The organism is Pseudomonas syringae, from assembly GCF_021605415.1.
Classification (GTDB): Bacteria; Pseudomonadota; Gammaproteobacteria; order Pseudomonadales; family Pseudomonadaceae; genus Aquipseudomonas; species Aquipseudomonas syringae_S.
Genome location: NZ_WKEQ01000033.1, coordinates 1 through 17,301 on the forward strand (window position 1 = coordinate 1; position 17,301 = coordinate 17,301).

At 59.7% G+C, this 17,301-nt stretch carries 15 protein-coding genes and 1 pseudogene; 11 read left to right on the plus strand and 5 right to left on the minus strand.

Translation table 11 applies throughout. The features are described 5' to 3' along the window. Positions 1-109: pseudogene (locus GIW69_RS26460) on the minus strand (DUF427 domain-containing protein); the annotation flags it as partial. A gap of 202 nt (positions 110-311) precedes the next feature. Here GIW69_RS26460 and GIW69_RS20505 point away from each other — a divergent pair. Next, complete coding sequence (locus GIW69_RS20505) at positions 312-2,255, plus strand: DNA topoisomerase III (RefSeq protein ID WP_236484607.1); 1,944 nt, start codon at positions 312-314, stop codon at positions 2,253-2,255. Between the two features lie 30 nt (positions 2,256-2,285). On the opposite strand, the gene GIW69_RS20510 is transcribed toward GIW69_RS20505, so the two are convergent. Next, a complete protein-coding gene (locus GIW69_RS20510) occupies positions 2,286-2,573 on the minus strand; it encodes a hypothetical protein (protein WP_236484608.1) in 288 nt (95 codons plus the stop codon). Positions 2,574-2,785: 212 nt separating this feature from the next. Here GIW69_RS20510 and GIW69_RS20515 point away from each other — a divergent pair, with 212 nt between their 5' ends. Next, complete coding sequence (locus tag GIW69_RS20515) at positions 2,786-3,115, plus strand: hypothetical protein (protein WP_236484609.1); 330 nt, start codon at positions 2,786-2,788, stop codon at positions 3,113-3,115. A 78-nt stretch (positions 3,116-3,193) separates the two neighbouring features. On the opposite strand, the gene GIW69_RS20520 is transcribed toward GIW69_RS20515, so the two are convergent. After that, the gene (locus tag GIW69_RS20520) at positions 3,194-4,696 is read right to left on the minus strand and encodes an aldehyde dehydrogenase family protein (RefSeq protein ID WP_236484610.1); all 1,503 of its coding nucleotides are present in this window, start codon (positions 4,694-4,696) and stop codon (positions 3,194-3,196) included. 269 nt (positions 4,697-4,965) lie between these two features. Between GIW69_RS20520 and GIW69_RS20525 the strand changes: the two genes are divergently transcribed. From GIW69_RS20525 to GIW69_RS20535, 3 genes are all read left to right on the plus strand, one after another. After that, complete coding sequence (locus GIW69_RS20525) at positions 4,966-5,451, plus strand: HvfX family Cu-binding RiPP maturation protein (protein WP_236484611.1); 486 nt, start codon at positions 4,966-4,968, stop codon at positions 5,449-5,451. A gap of 105 nt (positions 5,452-5,556) precedes the next feature. Continuing rightward, positions 5,557-7,212 (plus strand): MlaD family protein, encoded by a 1,656-nt coding sequence (locus tag GIW69_RS20530; protein ID WP_236484612.1) that lies wholly within the window; start codon positions 5,557-5,559, stop codon positions 7,210-7,212. Between the two features lie 16 nt (positions 7,213-7,228). Next, complete coding sequence (locus GIW69_RS20535; protein WP_236484613.1) at positions 7,229-7,777, plus strand: PqiC family protein; 549 nt, start codon at positions 7,229-7,231, stop codon at positions 7,775-7,777. A 62-nt stretch (positions 7,778-7,839) separates the two neighbouring features. On the opposite strand, the gene GIW69_RS20540 is transcribed toward GIW69_RS20535, so the two are convergent. Next, the gene (locus tag GIW69_RS20540) at positions 7,840-9,438 is read right to left on the minus strand and encodes a L,D-transpeptidase family protein (protein WP_236484614.1); all 1,599 of its coding nucleotides are present in this window, start codon (positions 9,436-9,438) and stop codon (positions 7,840-7,842) included. Between the two features lie 141 nt (positions 9,439-9,579). On the opposite strand from GIW69_RS20540, the gene GIW69_RS20545 reads away from it, so the two are divergent. Beyond that, entirely contained in the window at positions 9,580-10,290 is a 711-nt protein-coding gene (locus GIW69_RS20545; protein ID WP_236484615.1) for a murein L,D-transpeptidase catalytic domain family protein, read from the plus strand. A 153-nt stretch (positions 10,291-10,443) separates the two neighbouring features. On the opposite strand, the gene GIW69_RS20550 is transcribed toward GIW69_RS20545, so the two are convergent. Further along, positions 10,444-11,064, minus strand: a complete 621-nt coding sequence (locus GIW69_RS20550; protein ID WP_236484616.1) for a cell wall hydrolase — start codon at positions 11,062-11,064, stop codon at positions 10,444-10,446. A gap of 176 nt (positions 11,065-11,240) precedes the next feature. On the opposite strand from GIW69_RS20550, the gene GIW69_RS20555 reads away from it, so the two are divergent. The 5 genes from GIW69_RS20555 (at position 11,241) to GIW69_RS20575 (ending at position 17,260) form a co-directional block, all read left to right on the plus strand. Beyond that, positions 11,241-12,092 carry a CAP domain-containing protein gene (locus tag GIW69_RS20555; RefSeq protein WP_236484617.1) on the plus strand — a complete coding sequence of 284 codons (852 nt, stop codon included), beginning with the start codon at positions 11,241-11,243 and terminating at the stop codon, positions 12,090-12,092. A gap of 185 nt (positions 12,093-12,277) precedes the next feature. Continuing rightward, positions 12,278-12,754 (plus strand): hypothetical protein, encoded by a 477-nt coding sequence (locus GIW69_RS20560; RefSeq protein ID WP_236484618.1) that lies wholly within the window; start codon positions 12,278-12,280, stop codon positions 12,752-12,754. A gap of 287 nt (positions 12,755-13,041) precedes the next feature. Continuing rightward, positions 13,042-14,040, plus strand: coding sequence for a GTP 3',8-cyclase MoaA (moaA, locus tag GIW69_RS20565; protein ID WP_236484619.1), 999 nt, complete (start codon positions 13,042-13,044; stop codon positions 14,038-14,040). Positions 14,041-14,187: 147 nt separating this feature from the next. Next, positions 14,188-15,537: a chromate efflux transporter gene (gene chrA, locus GIW69_RS20570; protein ID WP_236484620.1), complete on the plus strand. Its 1,350-nt coding sequence runs from the start codon at positions 14,188-14,190 to the stop codon at positions 15,535-15,537. A gap of 358 nt (positions 15,538-15,895) precedes the next feature. After that, entirely contained in the window at positions 15,896-17,260 is a 1,365-nt protein-coding gene (locus GIW69_RS20575) for a glutamine synthetase family protein (RefSeq protein ID WP_236484621.1), read from the plus strand. The last annotated feature ends 41 nt before the right edge of the window (positions 17,261-17,301 follow it).

Below are 17,301 nucleotides of genomic sequence, written 5' to 3' on the forward strand. Positions count from 1 at the left end.
ACACCAGGGTATGCGCCGACGCCGCAACCTGAATGCCGTGAAACTTCACCACCAGACAACCGGCCAATTCTTCAAAGCTGATGGGACTGCCGGGGGCTGAACTCTTCATTGGTAAGTCCTCAATGAATGGATAAGCAATCTGTCAGGTATAACTCACGATTGCGCTTTGCGAGCGGCGAATGGCCGAACGGAGTCTCAGCGTAATCCATCGACACATCTTCCACTGGACATCCATACAGATAAAAGTTGCTCCTTCGCCCGACACGGGCCATTCTGTGCACCTCTCAAGACACTGATCGACGATGATGCCCATGCGGTTGTACCTCTGTGAAAAACCTTCCCAGGCCAAGGATATTGCGGCCGTGCTCGGCGCCAAACGCCGGGGCGACGGTTGCTGGCTGGGGACGGACGTCACGGTGACCTGGTGCATCGGCCATCTGCTCGAAACCGCGCCGCCGGACGCCTACGACGCGCGATACAAACGCTGGGTGCTCGCCGATCTGCCGATTATTCCGGACAAATGGAAAATGACCGTCAAGCCGCGCACGGCCAGCCAGTACAAAGCGGTCAAGCGCCTGCTTGGTGAGGCCAGCGAACTGATCATCGCCACCGACGCCGACCGTGAGGGAGAAATGATTGCCCGGGAACTGGTCGAACATTGCCGTTACCGTGGGCCAATCCGACGCTTGTGGCTGTCGGCGCTGGACGAGGCTTCGATCCGCAAGGCCTTGGCCGCTCTCAAGCCCGGCGCCGAAACCTTCAGCCTCTATCACTCGGCGCTGGGGCGTTCCCGGGCGGACTGGCTGATCGGCATGAACATGAGTCGCTTGTTTACCTTGCTCGGGCGCCAGTCCGGCTATCAGGGCGTGTTGCCAGTGGGTCGGGTGCAGACGCCGACCTTGCGCCTGGTGGTCGATCGCGACCGCAGCATCGCCGATTTCGTGCCGGTGCCGTTCTGGGCCATCGATGTTCAATTGCTGCACGACGGCACGGCATTCACCGCACAGTGGCGGGCGCCTTCGGAGGTTTGTGACGACCAGGATCGTTGCCTGAATCAGGCATTGGCGCAGCAAGCGGCGAACGCGATCAGCAGCGCCGCCAACGCCCGGGTCGTCAAGTTGCGCACCGAACGCATGCGCGAACTGGCACCCCTGCCCTTCGATCTCGGTACGTTGCAGGAAGTCTGCTCGAAGAAACTCGGCCTCGGTGCCCAGGAAACCCTCGACATCGCCCAAGCGCTCTATGAAACCTACAAGGTCATCACTTACCCGCGAAGCGATTGCGGCTTTCTACCGGTCAGTCAGCACAGTGAGGCGCCAGGAATTCTCGCAGCGCTGCGTCAGGCTGATCCGAGCCTTGAGGCATTGCGCGGCCATCTCGAGCCCCAGCGCCGCTCAAGGGCGTGGAACGACGCCAAGGTCAGCGCCCACCACGGCATCATCCCCACCGCCGCCGCGAAGAATCTCGAGCGACTGACCGGCAAACACCGTGCGGTCTACACCTTGATTCGTGCGCGCTATCTCGCGCAATTCCTGCCCAACCATGAATATGACCGCACCCAGGCCGATTTCGATTGCGCCGGTGAAGCCTTGCGCGCGGTGGGCAAACAGATTGTCGAGCCGGGCTGGAAACGAGCCCTGCCCGAAGCCCTGGCGCCCGCCAAAGGACGTGAAGCCCCGGCGCCGCAAACCTTGCCGACGCTGACCCAGGGTGCGGAATGCACGGTAGCCGACGTCAAACTCAAAGACTTGTGGACGCAACCGCCCAAGCCTTACACCGAGGGCGATCTGATCAAGGCGATGAAGAACGTCGCCAGACTGGTGGAAGACCCGCTGCTCAAACAGAAGCTCAAGGACACCACCGGCATCGGCACCGAAGCCACTCGCGCATCGATCATTCAGGGTTTGCTCGATCGCGGTTATCTGGTGAAAAACGGCAAGGCCCTGGCGGCAACGCCGGCGGCGTTCAGCCTGATTGACGCGGTGCCACGCGCGATTGCCGACCCCGGCACTACGGCGATCTGGGAACAGGCGCTGGACATGGTGCAGAGCGGTGAGATGAGTCTGGACGAATTTGTCACCAAACAAGCGGCATGGATGAGCAAACAAGTCGCCCGCTGCGGCAGCCTCAGCCTGACCATCAGCGGCCCGCCACCGGCCGGTAAAGCTGCTGCGCCGTGGAAAAACAAGCGCAAGACCACCCGCCGAAAACCTGCCGGCACCGGCAAACGCTTGGCCAAACCAGCCGCGAAGTGATCCGGTCCGGTCTTCCCCCCTCTCCTTCCTTCATTCCAAAACCACTTTGTCCGACAATATGTAGTGACTAAAAATAATCACTACAAAACCGTTGACGGCATCGTTTTGCTTTTGCATGATGCAGACGTCTCCCCGATCGGGAGTACTGGCAACATGCTTGAGCAAGCTCGTCTGACCGCCGAGCTGTTTTTCCCGGATACACGCTGCCCACAAGGCAGATTGAAGAAGCTGACCTGGCCTGAACGTCCAGTACAAGGACGAGAAGCGCTGGCGAAAATTCTCAAGATGCTTGTGCGTCGACCCTGAAACCGTCGACATGGGGCCTCCCGGTTTTCGTCGCTTCTCTTCGTTGTGACGCTATTGCGTAGCAGTTATTCAACACGACTACATGCAACAGATGCTTGACCCCGTACTTATCACGGGCGACGGCTGACGTCCTGGTTTCGGTGCCAGGGATCAACTAACCGATGGGCTGACTGTATTAGCGAATCAACTTTGAAAAATCACCAAACTGGTCAAGGGGCACAATAATGAATCTGAACAATCAACCCACCATCGAAGAATTGGCTCGTATGTTCGCGGCGCGGAAAGACAGCCACGACAGCCACATTCTCTGGATCAGCAAGTCGGGCCAGGTGCATATCGACTGCCTGTCGCCCCACGCTCATGAAGAAGAGTTCGACAAGAATCACCAGAACCTGCTGGCCCGCCTGAAGATGTACCGTCGCGGCCAAGGCTATGTCGGCAAGAAAGCCGCCGCCGACAAAGACTTCATCGGCAGTGTTCTGCAAACGCTGAAAGAGGCGTGGGATTCGTTGCAGAACCAGAATGAAAGCCGGGTGATTGATCGACTGTACTGATCCGCCATTGTCTATTCCTGAAATAGGTTTTCACCTATTTCACCCTAACGCCCGATGCACTGCACCGGGCGTTTTTATTCAGCGCTTGATGTCGAGGTCGATCTGGCTCATGCGGCTGCGCACGGTAAACACACCATCACCGGAAAGAATCGCGCTGCGGGCAAACAAGCGGCCGTTTTCCCAGTTGGAAAGGCCCAGCTCCGGCTTGTTCAGCGCGTATTGACCATCGACCCAACGGGTCACACCGTTACCCACGAACGGCGCGTTGACCGCATTGTAGAAACGCTCCTGCTCGGCAGCATCCTCACTGATCAGCGACACCGTAAACTGCGGGCTGTAGCGATTGAATAAACCGATGGCCTGATCCAGATCGTCGACGATCATCAGGCTGACTTCCGGGGTGTCTTCCCATTCCCACTCTCGACCCAATTGTGTCTCAGGCAGCGGCTCTGCCAGTGCCTCGCTCTGGATCCCCTCGGCGCGATACACCTCGACCGTCGCATTGCGCCATTCATCCGGCAGGTAACTTTCACTGCCTTCCACGATGTGCAATTTGCAACCCTTGCCACGCACTGCGCCGGCCTGTTGCAGCGCATCGAGGAACAACGGCACCAGTTCAAACGCGCGATCACGCTGGATCATGCAGACATTAAGCGTGTTGCAGACTTTGCGATCCAGCGAGTTGCGCACCACGGCGGCGAAGCGCTTGGCGTCGGCGACCTGATCGGCGATCAGCCACGCGCCACCGGTGCCATGCAGACTGACGGCGGTGCCGGCCTGCTGGGCGATGCTGCCCAGTTGGCTGACGGCTCGACCTGAGCCCCGGGCCACGGCCAACGACAAGCGCCGGTCGGCAAACATCGCCCAACCGGCAGCATGGTTGACGCTCTCCACCAGCGACACCGCGCCACTCGGCAAACCGGCTTCGGCCAGCGCCGGGTTCAAGGCGTGGGTGACGATGGCTTGCGCAGTACCCAGCGCATCACTGCCGATGCGCAGCACCGCCGTGTTGCCGGTGCGCAAGACGCCGGCGGCATCGGCGAACACATTCGGTCGACCCTCGAACACGAATGCGACGATGCCCAGCGGCGACACTACTTGCTCGACCTTCCAGCCGTCATGCTCGACGCTGCTGATGACTTTGCCACGCGTGGCCGGCGCATCACGCCAGGCGCGCAGGCCGGCGATCATGTCCCGACGCATGCTTTCATCGGCGAGCAAGCGTGTGGTCGATCGCCCGCGCGCCTTCGCCCGCTCGATGTCGGCCAGGTTGGCCGCTTCGATCCGGGCCCAGCAGTCCGGGGTTTCAAGGCGTTGCGCGAACAGATCGAAGAAGTGGCTGATCGCTTGGTCGGGCACTGCCGACAACGCGGTAAAGGCTGCCTGCGCACGTTCGATCGCCACGGCCGCCGCTTGCTGATCTGCCACCGGAATCAACAGCAGCTCGCCGCTGACTTGCTCCACCAACAAATGATCGCCGGGCTGGAAACGCGCCGCCAGTTCGGGGCTGACCACGGAGACACGATTACCGGCGAAAGGGATTGGCGTGCCAGCGACTAGACGTTCGAGCGCAAGAGACATGAAACGAATTCACCATGCAGGGGGCGGCCGGAAAATGTATAGGATTTGCCCCCCAATGTGTAGGAGCTGTCGCAGGTTGCGATCTGTTGATTTGTTTTTTTCAAATCAACGTCTACAGCTCGCAGCCTGCGGCAGCTTCTACCGTGTATTGCAGTGTGTCTGAATTGTCGCTGGACACACCAGGCGCATAAACCCCGCGACCCGCGACACATCACTGATACACCCCGACGTTGAAATGCTCCCCTCACTTCACCACGGAGCACTCCCCGATGAACTCGTTATTCTCGCCCCTCGACCGTGCCGGCCTCTGGATCTCTCAACTGTCCCTGCGGCTGTTCATCGCTTGGGAATTTTTCGAATCGGGCCTGGAAAAATTCAATGGGCAGAACTGGTTTGCCGACCTGCAGGATCGTTTCCCGTTCCCCTTCGATCGTCTGCCGGCGACGTGGAACTGGGAGTTGTCGATGTGGGCAGAGCTCATCTGTGCGCTGGCAATCCTGATCGGGCTGGGCACGCGAATGTCGGCGTTGGTGTTGATCGTGGTCACGGTCGTTGCCACGGCGGCCGTGCATTGGCCGGCCGACTGGTCGTCGCTGAGCGAACTCGCCCAAGGCTACGCCATTACCAACAAAGGCTTCGGTAATTTCAAGCTGCCGGCGATCTACCTTGTGGCGCTGCTTCCGCTGCTGTTTTCAGGGGCCGGAAAATTGAGTATCGATGCCTGGATCAATAAGCGGCTGTTACCTCGAACATAAGGTTTTCGCAGGCAAACCGGGACTTTAAAGTTGCCGATTACCCCGGCGCTTCTATAGTCAGTCACTAGGTTCGATCTGCGTTATTCCTAAACAAAGAGGTCATGGATGAAACCATCCACCACCGACGGCCCGCCATCACCCGGCCGTTCCACCACCAAGACTCGCCGCTTCGGCGTGTCGCTGGTGTGGATCGTGCCGATCGTGGCCGTGTTGGTGGGGATTTCACTGGTGATCCACAGCAAGATGCAGGAAGGCCCGACCATCACCCTGACCTTCAAGACCGGCAGCGGTCTGACCGCCAACAAGACCGAAGTGAAATACCGCAACGTGGTCATCGGCCACGTCTCGGACGTCGGCTTGAGCGATGACCAGAAAAGCGTCAATGCGACGATCAAACTGGCCAAGCAGGCCGAGGGTTTCACGCGCGAAGACTCGCAGTTCTGGGTGGTGCGTCCGCGCATCGGCGCCGGTGGCGTATCGGGCATCGACACGCTGTTGTCCGGCGACTACATCGGCGCCGACATCGGCCAGTCCAACGCCCGCGCAAAAAACTTCAAAGGCCTTGAAAACCCGCCACCGATCACCTACGGCGAACCTGGCAAACGCTTCATGTTGCACACCGAGGATCTTGGCTCGCTGGACATCGGTTCGCCGGTTTACTACCGCAAGATCCCGGTCGGCCAAGTGGTCTCTTATGCACTGGATCCGGACGGCAAAGGCGTGAACATCGAGGTGTTCGTCCATGCGCCGAATGACGTCTATGTCACTGAAAACACCCGTTTCTGGAACGCCAGCGGCATCGACATCAACGTGGGCGCCAATGGCTTCGCGGTACGCACCGAATCGCTGTCGACGTTGCTGGTCGGTGGCATCGCCTTCCGCGCTCCACCGTACAGCCCCAACGACACCGCTGCGGCCGAGAATAAAAATTTCGACCTGTTCGCCGACCAGCAAACCGCCCTCGCCCCACCCAACGGCAAAGCGCAATACCTGACGCTGCGTTTTGATCAGGCTTTGCGCGCGCTCAGAGTCGATGCGCCCGTGGAATTCCTTGGCGTAGAGATCGGCAAAGTGGTCTCGGTGAACCTTGATTTCGACGAGGCCAAACGCAGCTTTCCGATCATCGTCGGCCTCGTGATTTACCCCCAGCGTCTCGGCCAGGCGCACCTGAAAATGCTCAAGTTGCTCAACCATAATCCGGAAGACGAAGCGTCCGTGGTGCGCCTCATGAGCGCCTTCGTCGACAACGGTCTGCGTGCCCAGGCCCGCAGCGGCAATCTGTTGACCGGCCAACTCTATATCGCCCTGGATTTTTTCCCGAAAGCGCCCAAGGTGCCATTCGACCTGAGCGCTCGTCCCATCACCATCCCGACCGTGCCGGGTAGCCTCGAACTGTTGCAGGAACAGTTTCAAGCGATGATCGACAAGATCAACAAGCTGCCGATCGACCGCATCGCTGGCAACCTCGACAGCAACCTCGTCGAGATGCGCAAAGGCCTGGGCCAGTTCAATACCAAGACGCTGCCAGGTGTGCAAAAGGCCTTGAACGACATGAGCACGACCTTGCAAACCGCCAGTTCGACATTGGCCGAAGACTCGCCGCAGCGGGAAAAACTCGGCGAAACCCTTGATGAACTCGGACGCATGTCGCGCTCTCTGCGTGAGCTGTCTGACTATCTGGGTCGTAATCCTGAATCGCTGATTCGCGGTCGCCCCAATAACGGCGCGCCGATCGACATGCAAGATCCGCCACGCAACTGAGCACAGGAGCTGAACCATGGCTGTATCGCTGAAAATCACCGTGCTCGCCGCGTTCGTTTTGCTCGCTGCTTGCCGTAGCGACCCGATCCAGTTCCACACCCTGATCCCGACGCAACCTTCCGTCACCCGCGCCGGTAATGAGATTCCCATCGAAGGGATCAGCGTGCCACCGCAGGTCGACCGCCCGCAAATCGTCATCCGCCAAGGCAATGCCGGCCTGGCGATTCTCGAAACCGAGTGGTGGGGCGCCAGCCTGGCCGATGAGTTGCGCAGCGCGCTGATGGATCAATTAAGTAACAGCAACAATCTGCGCAAAGTCTCAGTGCGCATCGACGTGCAACGCTTCGATTCAATTCCCGGCCAGTACGGCCTGATAGACGTCAAATGGCGACTGCGAGCCGGGGATGCCAGCGATCTGCTGGTGTGCCGCACTACCTTGCAAACGCCGTCGGGGCCATCCATCGACGACTTGGTCATCGCCCAGCAAGCCAACGTCAAACGCCTCGCTGCGGCGATCAACCGCGCGGCGAGCAACGCGCAGATCGGTTGCCCCACAGCGCAATAGGAAGCCAACTCCACAGATTTTTCCAAGCCACCTTTTAGCGCTTTGTTCGCGGCGCCACGAAATCAATGCCGATCAAGCCCTGCCAGCAATGCTACGTCGCGACTGTAAATGTCCGGCGCATAACGCACATGCCCATCGCTGCCGACCTGCGCCGTCCAGTACGTCATCAGGATCGGCACAGGCGCCGACAGGCGGAATTCATGCGTGGCGCCAGTCGCGAGCAGGGTTTCGGTGCGCGCCTTTTCCGCCGGACTGAGCATCAAATCGCGCAGTTGCATTGGATGCTCGACCCGCACGCAACCCGAGCTGAACGCCCTCGGCCCTTTGTCGAATAATGCTTTGCTCGGGGTGTCGTGCAAGTACACGGAAAACGGATTGGGGAAACGGATGACCATCCGCCCCAGCGGATTGCGCGGCCCGGCTTCCTGACGCAGGAGGATGTTGCCCGGGTTGTCCCAGTCGATATCGGCGGCAGCGAGCGGCTGGCCGTTGGCGTCGAGCACTTGCAGGTTCTGGCGGCTGAGAAAGGTTTGATCCTTGCGGATCTCCGGCAGCTTGTCTTCCTTCCAGATCGTCGGCGGTACCGTCCAGGTCGGGTTCAACGTCAGCCGAGTCACGCGCGACTTCAGCAGTGGAGTCTGGCGTTCGGCGCGACCCACCTGGGTGCGGGTTTGCCACACTGGCGAGCCACCCTGATACAACGTCAATTCAGCGGCGGCGACGTTGACCAGCAAGCCATCGGGCCCCATGTCCTGGGACATCCAGCGGAAACGTTCGAGGTTGACGCGCAATTGTTGACGACGGGTCAGCGGGCTGATGTTCATCTCTTTCAACGTGCTCGGCCCGATCACGCCATCAGCCTGCAGCGAATGGTTGCTTTGAAAGTGTTTGACCGCTTCCACCAGCACATGGCTGTAACCGTTGCCTTCAATGGCGACCATGCTGTTCAGGTAGCCCTCGCTCAACAGGCGCTGGGCCAGCTCCGGCACTCGCGCATCGTCCATGTCCGGGCGCAGCAGTTTGCCGTCGGCCACTGAGTGCCACTTCGGCAAGGTTTGCAGGCGGTGCTCGGCGTAGGCGTTGCGCAGATTGCGATACTGCGCCAGGTGTGGACGCGCCTGGTCGAACGCCCCGGGAATGTTTTGCAACCCGGGCACGGCGATGGCGAGCAGCTCGGCCTGACGATCGCGTGGCGGTTCGTCAGCGCGCCACAGCGGTTCGAAGTGCGATTGCAGCAAACGGCCGAAATGCAGATCCTGCAGGGCTTGCAGATACTGGCGGCTGATATCGATGTCGGCGCAGAGTTCACCGTCGTTGGGTGGGATCAGCGGCACGTGGTAACGGTCGGGATCGAGGCCATCGTCGGCCAATAGCGGCAGTTGCCCAAGCAAGGCCGACAGCCGGCCGGCATCCGCCCAGACCGGCAGCCAGCCCTGCTGCTCGTAGAACGCCTGCAATTGTTTCAGTGCGCCATCGCCCATTTGCGGAGCCAATGCCGGGCAAGTCTGAGGCAGACCGATGAGCACAGCCTGCAATGGCGACTGCGGCTCGACCGGAAGCGGCGTCGCCAGGTCGGGCACCGGCGCCTCGACGGTGGCAGTCGCGACCAACGGCACAGCGAGCAAACAAATGCTCAAGTAAGATGCGCATTTTTTGAACAACTGCTTTACTCCAATCCATGGCCGTCCAGATGACGGTCAACCTTACAGCAGGTGCGCTATTACAGTCAGGCCCCATTCAGGGTTTAACTGAAGGACGACTGGGAGTCGGGAGCCAAAGTAACAAGTGAGGACTCTCTTTAAATGTTGACGTTTTTGCGCCGACTCATGCTGACCGCGGCCCTTGCTACAGTGGCCAGTCAGGTTTTTGCCGCCGGCACTTCATCGCCGGTTCTTTACCGCAGCCTCGCCCACGCCGCACCGGAACTCAATCCCCAGGCGCTGAAAGGCGCATTGAACGCCATGCAATGCGCGATCAATAACGGTGCGAAACAGTCGCGTCACTTGGCGATCATCGACTACTCACAGCCGTCCACCGCGCGCCGCTTGTGGATTTTTGATTTGAACAAGCGAACGCTGGTGCTGCGCGATCTGGTCGCCCATGGCTCGAACTCCGGGGAAAACTTCGCCACCCAATTCTCCAACCGTGAAGGCAGTTTTCAATCCAGCCTCGGCTTGTTCCGCACTCAGGAAAGCTACGAAGGCACCCACGGTTATTCGCTGCGCATGGACGGTCTGGAGCCGGGTTTCAATGACATGGCCCGCGACCGGGCCATCGTCATTCATGCCGCCGACTACGTGAACCCGCTCTGGAGCAAGCGTCAGGGACGTATCGGCCGCAGCCAGGGCTGCCCGGCAGTGCGCCCGCAAATCGCCAAGCAAGTAATCGACCGTTTGAAGGATGGTCAATACATGTTCTCGTGGTACCCGGATCAACGCTGGCTCAAATCCTCGCCGTACCTCAATTGCCACCCGCAGCAAATCGCGAGCATCCTCAGCAGCCACGGCAGTTGACCGGATCAACCACCTTACATGGCCGGTTGACGATCCCATCGCTGGCAAGCCAGCTCCCACAATGGATCTTCGGTGATCACAAAACCCGTGAACACCCCAGGAACCTGTAGGAACTGCCGAAGGCCCGGACCGCGTCCGGACGATCTTTTGCGGTTAGCGCGCATCGCCACCTGGCGGTTTGTAGAAAAGGAATTTGCCGGTTTCGGCCGTTCTGGTGTACTTCTTCGCCCAGGCGGGATGGACGTTGCGGTCGTGAAAATACAGCGCACCTCGGGTTCGATCCTTGAGTTGTCGATTGAGCGCCTTGCCAGCGATTTCTTTCGCCAGTGCGTATTCGGCGTCTTCCTTGACCTGATCCGGACGGCCGTCACACCACCAGGAAAACTGGCAGCTTTTGGTTTCCGAGCCGTCCTTGACCACGCCGCACACCGTGTCGGGAAAACCTTCGTGACCGAGGCGATTCATCACCACGCTCGCCACGGCCTCCATTTCCGGGGTGTCCTTGCCTTTGGCTTCCCAGTAGATGCTGCGCGCCAGGCAGGTGATCGGATCATCCAGCGGCGCCGCGCCGGCCGGGTCGACCGCTTGCGCCTCGGTTGGCGTAATGGCTTCAGACTTTGGCGCCGGAGCGGCACTGACCTTGTCGGCAGCTTTTTCCTCCAGCACTTCGGCCTTGGCTTCGGCCTTCTCCTGAACCGGCGCCTGTACGGCAGCCGAAGTCAGGCCAGTAAACAACGTGAACGCACAGCACACAGCCAACCGATTCAAACCCATGATCGACTCTTCCGGCAGCGCCCGATTGGGGCAAGGTGTTTCGTGGTTGAGACGCCCGGATTCCGGGGTCTGGGCAGAGTGTAGACGGCAAAAAACACCGCCTCGAATAAAAAGTCATTGCGTGCCACCGGGGCATTTCGCGCATCATGGGCGCACTCAGCCCAAGGGAGATTTCCATGCGCTTCATGCCATCCGTTTTGCGCTTTGCCGCGTTGTCCGCAGGCCTTTTGTTTGCCGCCTCGGCCGTGGCCACCGAGGAATCGCAACTGGTCGAGTCGATCAACAGCTACCGCAGCCAGCCGCAGCGCTGCGGCAATCAGGCGTCCAATGAACTGGCGCCGCTGTCCGCCGATCCCCGGCTGGTGCTTTCGACAACGGGTGCGGTCGACCTGCAACAAGCGATGGCGCGGGCCAGCTATCCGATGGTCAATGTGCAGGCGATCACCCTCAATGGGCCACGCGATGCGGCCTCGGCAATGAAAGCGATTCAGGAAAGTTTTTGCCAAGTGGTGCTCGATCCGCAATTCGTCGATGTCGGCGTCAGCCACACCGACCGCGACTGGCGCATCGTCCTGGCTCGACCGTTGCTGACGGCCCGGTTGGGCGATGGGCAAAGCGAAGGACAGAAACTGCTCGAACAACTCAACAGCGCCCGCAGCCAACCCCGTCAATGCGGCAGCCAGGCTTTCGCCGCGACCACGCCGCTGGCCTGGAACGCGATTCTCGGCGCCGCCGCCGAAAGCCATAGCCGGTCGATGGCCAACAACAATTTCTTCGACCACAAGGATCGCGACGGTCGCACTCCCGGTGATCGCGCCGAACTCGCCGGCTACAGCGGCCAGCAAGTCGGCGAAAACATCGCCGCCGGCCAGGACACCGTGCGCAAAGTCGTCGACGGCTGGCTGGCCAGCCCCGGACATTGCGCCAATCTGATGAACCCGCAGTTCCGCGAATTCGGCGCGGCCTATGCGGTAGATCCGAAGAGCAGTGCCGGCATCTACTGGACAGCGATGTTTGGTGCGCAATAGTTTCTGTAAGAGGGCCTGCTTACGTTCAGACGCCTCGTCGAGCACAAAATCGCACACTTTGCACCTGTCAGAGCTGTCAGTTGTCCCGCCAGTAAACCGCGAGTACGGTCGCAAGCGATGACCCAGGTTTTGACTGGTCATCCAATTGCTACTCCATCCACGGTATAAAAACAGGTCATTCAATCATGATTAAAAAAGATATTGACTCGGCATATGGGCGCGATTTGACGATGAAAGATTTCACGTCAGTGACAGCAGACGAAAATCGATTTGAGGCCGGTTTTTCTCCCAACCATCCCGCAATTGGAGGCAGGTTCGTTGCAAATTGGTACAGATACCAATCCAATTCACCGGGATCATTAAGTCTGTTTGGGCGAATTTTAAGAGATGACGGCGAGTGGGAGCATCTTGCATTTGTGCTTCGTGCAGATCTGAGCGACGGTAGATATCCGATCGGCCCTTACGGTAGTGACGTTTCGGCAATACTGGCTCACTCCACAGGGGGTTCACTCGTAAGCGCGTATGAGGGGGAGTTCGATTTCCAACGAAATCCGGCAGCTAACACAATCGTGGCAAAATTCCATTTCAAATTGACGGAACGTGACGTGACGTACCAAGTGGATGATGGAACGCTTTATCTCCATGCCACCGGCGCGCTTTGAATCGTAATGTTCTTCCATCCGTCTATCGACGCTGCTCGCAGAAACCAGCAGTGAGACGTTTCGGTTGGCCCGCAATGCCGGCGCGTCAGATGACATCAATGGCGCATTGCAGTTTCTTCTTAGGGCAAATCGCAGCGTTTCCCTGCGCAGCAGCTGCAATGTTTTTGAGTTGTTGAAACAGTTTCGCGCCCTCATCGACCCCATCAATCACTCAGTCACTAAGAGTGATTGGACGTGCGACATAACGACCCATACCCTGTGCGTCTCAATCCCGTCACGAGGCTGTCATGTCTGAGCGCGTCCTGATCGATGGGCACAACCGCCGTGTCGATTATTTGCGCATGTCGGTGACCGACCGCTGCGATTTTCGCTGCGTCTATTGCATGGCCGAGGACATGGAATTTCTGCCGCGCCAGCGCATTTTGACCCTCGAAGAAATTTTCCAGTTGGCGAAAAGTTTCGTCGCCTTGGGTACGCGCAAAATCCGCCTCACCGGTGGCGAGCCGCTGATTCGGCCGGGCGTCGTGCAGTTGTGTGAACAGATTGCCGCCCTGCCCGGCCTGCGCGAATTGTGCCTGACCACCAACGGTTCGCAGCTCGGCAAACTTGCAGGCCCCTTGCACGACGCCGGCGTCAAGCGCTTGAACATCAGCCTCGACAGCCTCGACCCACACCTTTTCAAGCAGATGACCCGCACGGGTGATTTGGCGCAAGTCATTCAGGGTATCGATGCCGCACGCGCGGCCGGTTTTACCCGTACCAAACTCAACTGCGTGGTGATGCGCGGGCGCAACGATCATGAGATCAACGATCTGGTCAGTTTCGCCATCGACCGCGACCTCGACATTTCCTTCATCGAAGAAATGCCGCTGGGCATCATTCATGAGCACAGCCGCGCCGAATCGTTCTTCTCCAGCGCGCAAGTGCGTGAGCGCATCGCCGAACGCTACACGTTGATCGACTCTGCCGAATCGACCCAGGGCCCGTCGCGCTACTGGCGACTCGCGCAAGCGCCGAATATTCGCCTAGGCTTCATCTCACCGCACAGCCACAACTTCTGCGGCACGTGCAATCGGGTTCGGCTGACCGTTGAAGGTCGCCTGCTGCTGTGTCTGGGCAACGAACATTCGGTGGATCTGAAAGCCGTGCTGCGCGCCCATCCCGGGCACCCGGAACGTCTTGAGGGCGCCATCATCGAGGCGATGAAACTCAAGCCTTATAGCCACAATTTCGAAGTGAACGACGATGTCCAAGTGGTTCGCTTCATGAACATGACCGGTGGCTGACCCCGCCGGATTCCATGGGATATCAGGCCGCAACCGCATGATCGCCAGATCCAGACCGAACCGGTTTGCCGTCCTGTTCAGCGATCTTTTGATTTTTGTCATATAACCCTGCTTAGATAACCGTCTCACATCCAGCAGGTACCACGCTTGAACCAGCCGCCCGCCTCCGAAGAACTGCGCAAACCCGAACCCGTGAGCCTGCGTCAGGCCTGGCGCTTCTGGCTCAAACTGGGTTGCATCGGTTTCGGTGGCCCGGCCGGGCAGATTGCGATCATGCACCAGGAGCTGGTGGAGCGCCGCCGCTGGATTTCCGAGCGACGCTTTCTGCATGCGTTGAATTACTGCATGTTGCTGCCCGGCCCCGAGGCTCAGCAACTGGCGACCTACATTGGCTGGCTGTTGCATCGCTCCTGGGGCGGCGTGCTGGCCGGTGCGTTGTTTGTGCTGCCGTCGCTGTTCATCCTGATCGGACTGTCGTGGGTGTATATCGCCTTCGGCGACGTGCCGGTGGTTGCAGGCATTTTTTATGGAATCAAACCGGCAGTCACCGCGATCGTATTGCACGCAGCCCATCGTATCGGTTCGCGAGCGTTGAAAAACGGCTGGTTGTGGAGTATCGCCGGTGCCTCGTTCGTAGCGATCTTTGCGCTTGGCGCGCCCTTCCCGCTGATCGTGTTGAGCGCGGCGCTGATCGGCTACTTCGGTGGGCGTCTGGCACCGGACCGGTTCACTGCCGGTGGTCATCGTGGCAGCGAAAAAACCTTCGGACGGGCGCTGATCGACGATGACACTCCACCGCCTGAACACGCCCGGTTCAACCGCTGGAAGCTTTTACGCCTGGGACTGATAGGCGTGCTGCTGTGGTGCCTGCCGATGGCGATCCTCACTGCGCTGTTCGGATGGGACGGCACGTTCACACAGATGGCCTGGTTCTTCACCAAAGCGGCGCTGCTGACGTTTGGCGGTGCTTATGCCGTGCTGCCTTACGTTTATCAGGGTGCGGTCGGTCACTATGGCTGGCTGACGCCGACACAGATGATCGACGGCCTGGCATTGGGCGAAACCACGCCCGGGCCGCTGATCATGGTGGTGGCGTTTGTCGGTTTCATTGGCGCGTACGTACAGCCCACTTTTGGCGCGGAACATGCCTTTGCCGCCGGGGCGTTCGCGGCAACGCTGGTGACCTGGTTCACGTTCCTGCCTTCGTTCCTGTTCATTCTGGCCGGCGGGCCGCTGGTGGAAACCACCCACAATGAACTCAAATTTACGGCGCCGCTGACGGCAATCACGGCGGCGGTGGTCGGGGTAATCCTCAATCTGGCCTGCTTCTTTGCCTGGCACGTGTTGTGGCCCAATGGTTTTGCCGGTTCGTTCGACTGGGTTTCAGGCTTGCTGGCACTGGCGGCGGCAATTGCGTTGTTTGTGTTCAAGCGCGGCGTGATCGAAGTGTTGGGCGCCTGCGCCCTCGCCGGCCTGGGGTTTTATCTGCTGCGCTAAACAGGCGCGGCTGACTGGCGCATAAAAGCATCGTTTACAGGCGCCCGGATTCCCCCTTACTATCGGGCCATCCCGTCGACGCGACACTCTGCGTCGACGACGTTTTCCGCCAACGGAAACATGTGTTATGCGTTCTTCACCTCAACCGCGACTCCCCGGGTGCGCCTCATGAAGCGCATCGTCAACCTGCCCATGGCCCTGCGCCGTTCCAAGCTGCGTCACTCCGCACGTCCGCCGGATATCACCGCCTCAGTCTGATCGCGTGCGTTGATAACGCATCAGCAATTTCTCAATCCGATATCCCTGCCGGCACGCTCTGCGTCCGGTTCGATTCTGTGCGCCTGTGTGAGTGATTCTTATGAAATTCGCAGCCCTTGATGACGCCCGTCTTTTTCTCGAACAGAACCCCGACATCGACATGATCGAGCTGTTCATCCTCGATGCCAACGGCGTGCCGCGCGGCAAGCTGTTGCACCGAGAAGAACTGCTCGCCGTGTACGAAAGCGGCCGTCCATTGCCCAGCACCATTCTCGGCCTGACCGTGCAGGGCGATGACGTGGAAAACTCAGGACTGGTCTGGGACGTCGGCGACATCGACTGCCGCGCCTACCCGTTGGAGGGCAGTCTGGTGCGTCTGCCGTGGCGGCAAATTCCGACCGCCGCCGTGCAGGTCAGCATGCACCCCGAACAAGGCATGCCGGCGAGCATCGCCGATCCGCGTCACTTGCTGATCAAGATCGTCGACCGCTTGAAAGCCGAGGGTTATCACCCGGTGATGGCGTGCGAGCTGGAGTTCTATCTGCTCGACGCCAAACGCGATCACAACGGCCGTCCGCAACCGGCGCTGGATGCCGACGGTGGCCGACCGCGACACACGCAAGTCTACGGTTTGCGCGAGCTGGAGCAGATCGAACCGTTTCTCGCCGATCTGTATAGCGCCTGCAAACTGCACGGCATTCCGGCGCGTACGGCGATCTCGGAATACGCGCCGGGGCAGGTCGAAATCACCCTCGAACACGGCGATGCACTGGAAGCGATGGATCAAGCCGTGCGCTACAAACGGCTGGTCAAAGCCATCGCACACAAGCACGGCATGCAGGCGACGTTCATGGCCAAGCCGTTCGACGATCTGGCCGGCACCGGCATGCACATGCACGTGAGTCTGGCCGATGGCGAGGGCGGTAATCTCTTCGCATCGCCAGATCCGGCGGGCACGCCGCTGTTGCGCACGGCGATTGGCGGCATGCTGGCGTCGTTACTGGATTCGCTGCTGCTGTTCTGCCCGAACGCCAATTCCTATCGCCGGTTTCAAGCCAATAGTTACGCGCCGCTGGCGCCGACCTGGGGCGTCGATAATCGCACCGTCAGCCTGCGCGTACCCGGCGGCCCGGCCAATACACGCCACATCGAACACCGCATCTGTGGCGCCGACGCCAATCCGTATCTGGCGGCAGCGGCGATTCTCGCCGGCATCCACCGTGGCATCCGTGAAAACATCGATCCGGGCGAACCGGTGCAAGGCAATGGCTACGCCCAAGCCACCGAGTTGCTGCCGACCGATTGGTTGACCTCGCTGCAAGCACTGGAACAGTCAGCGTGGGCGCGGGATGCATTGGGACAGGAATTTCTCGGCGTGTACCTGGCAGTGAAGCGCGCGGAATATCGGCAGTTCATGGCTGAAGTGGGTGAGCAGGATTGGCGTTGGTATTTGACGGAAGCTTAAAGCTGAAAGCCAGAAGCCAGCTCTGACAAGGTTCTGGCTAC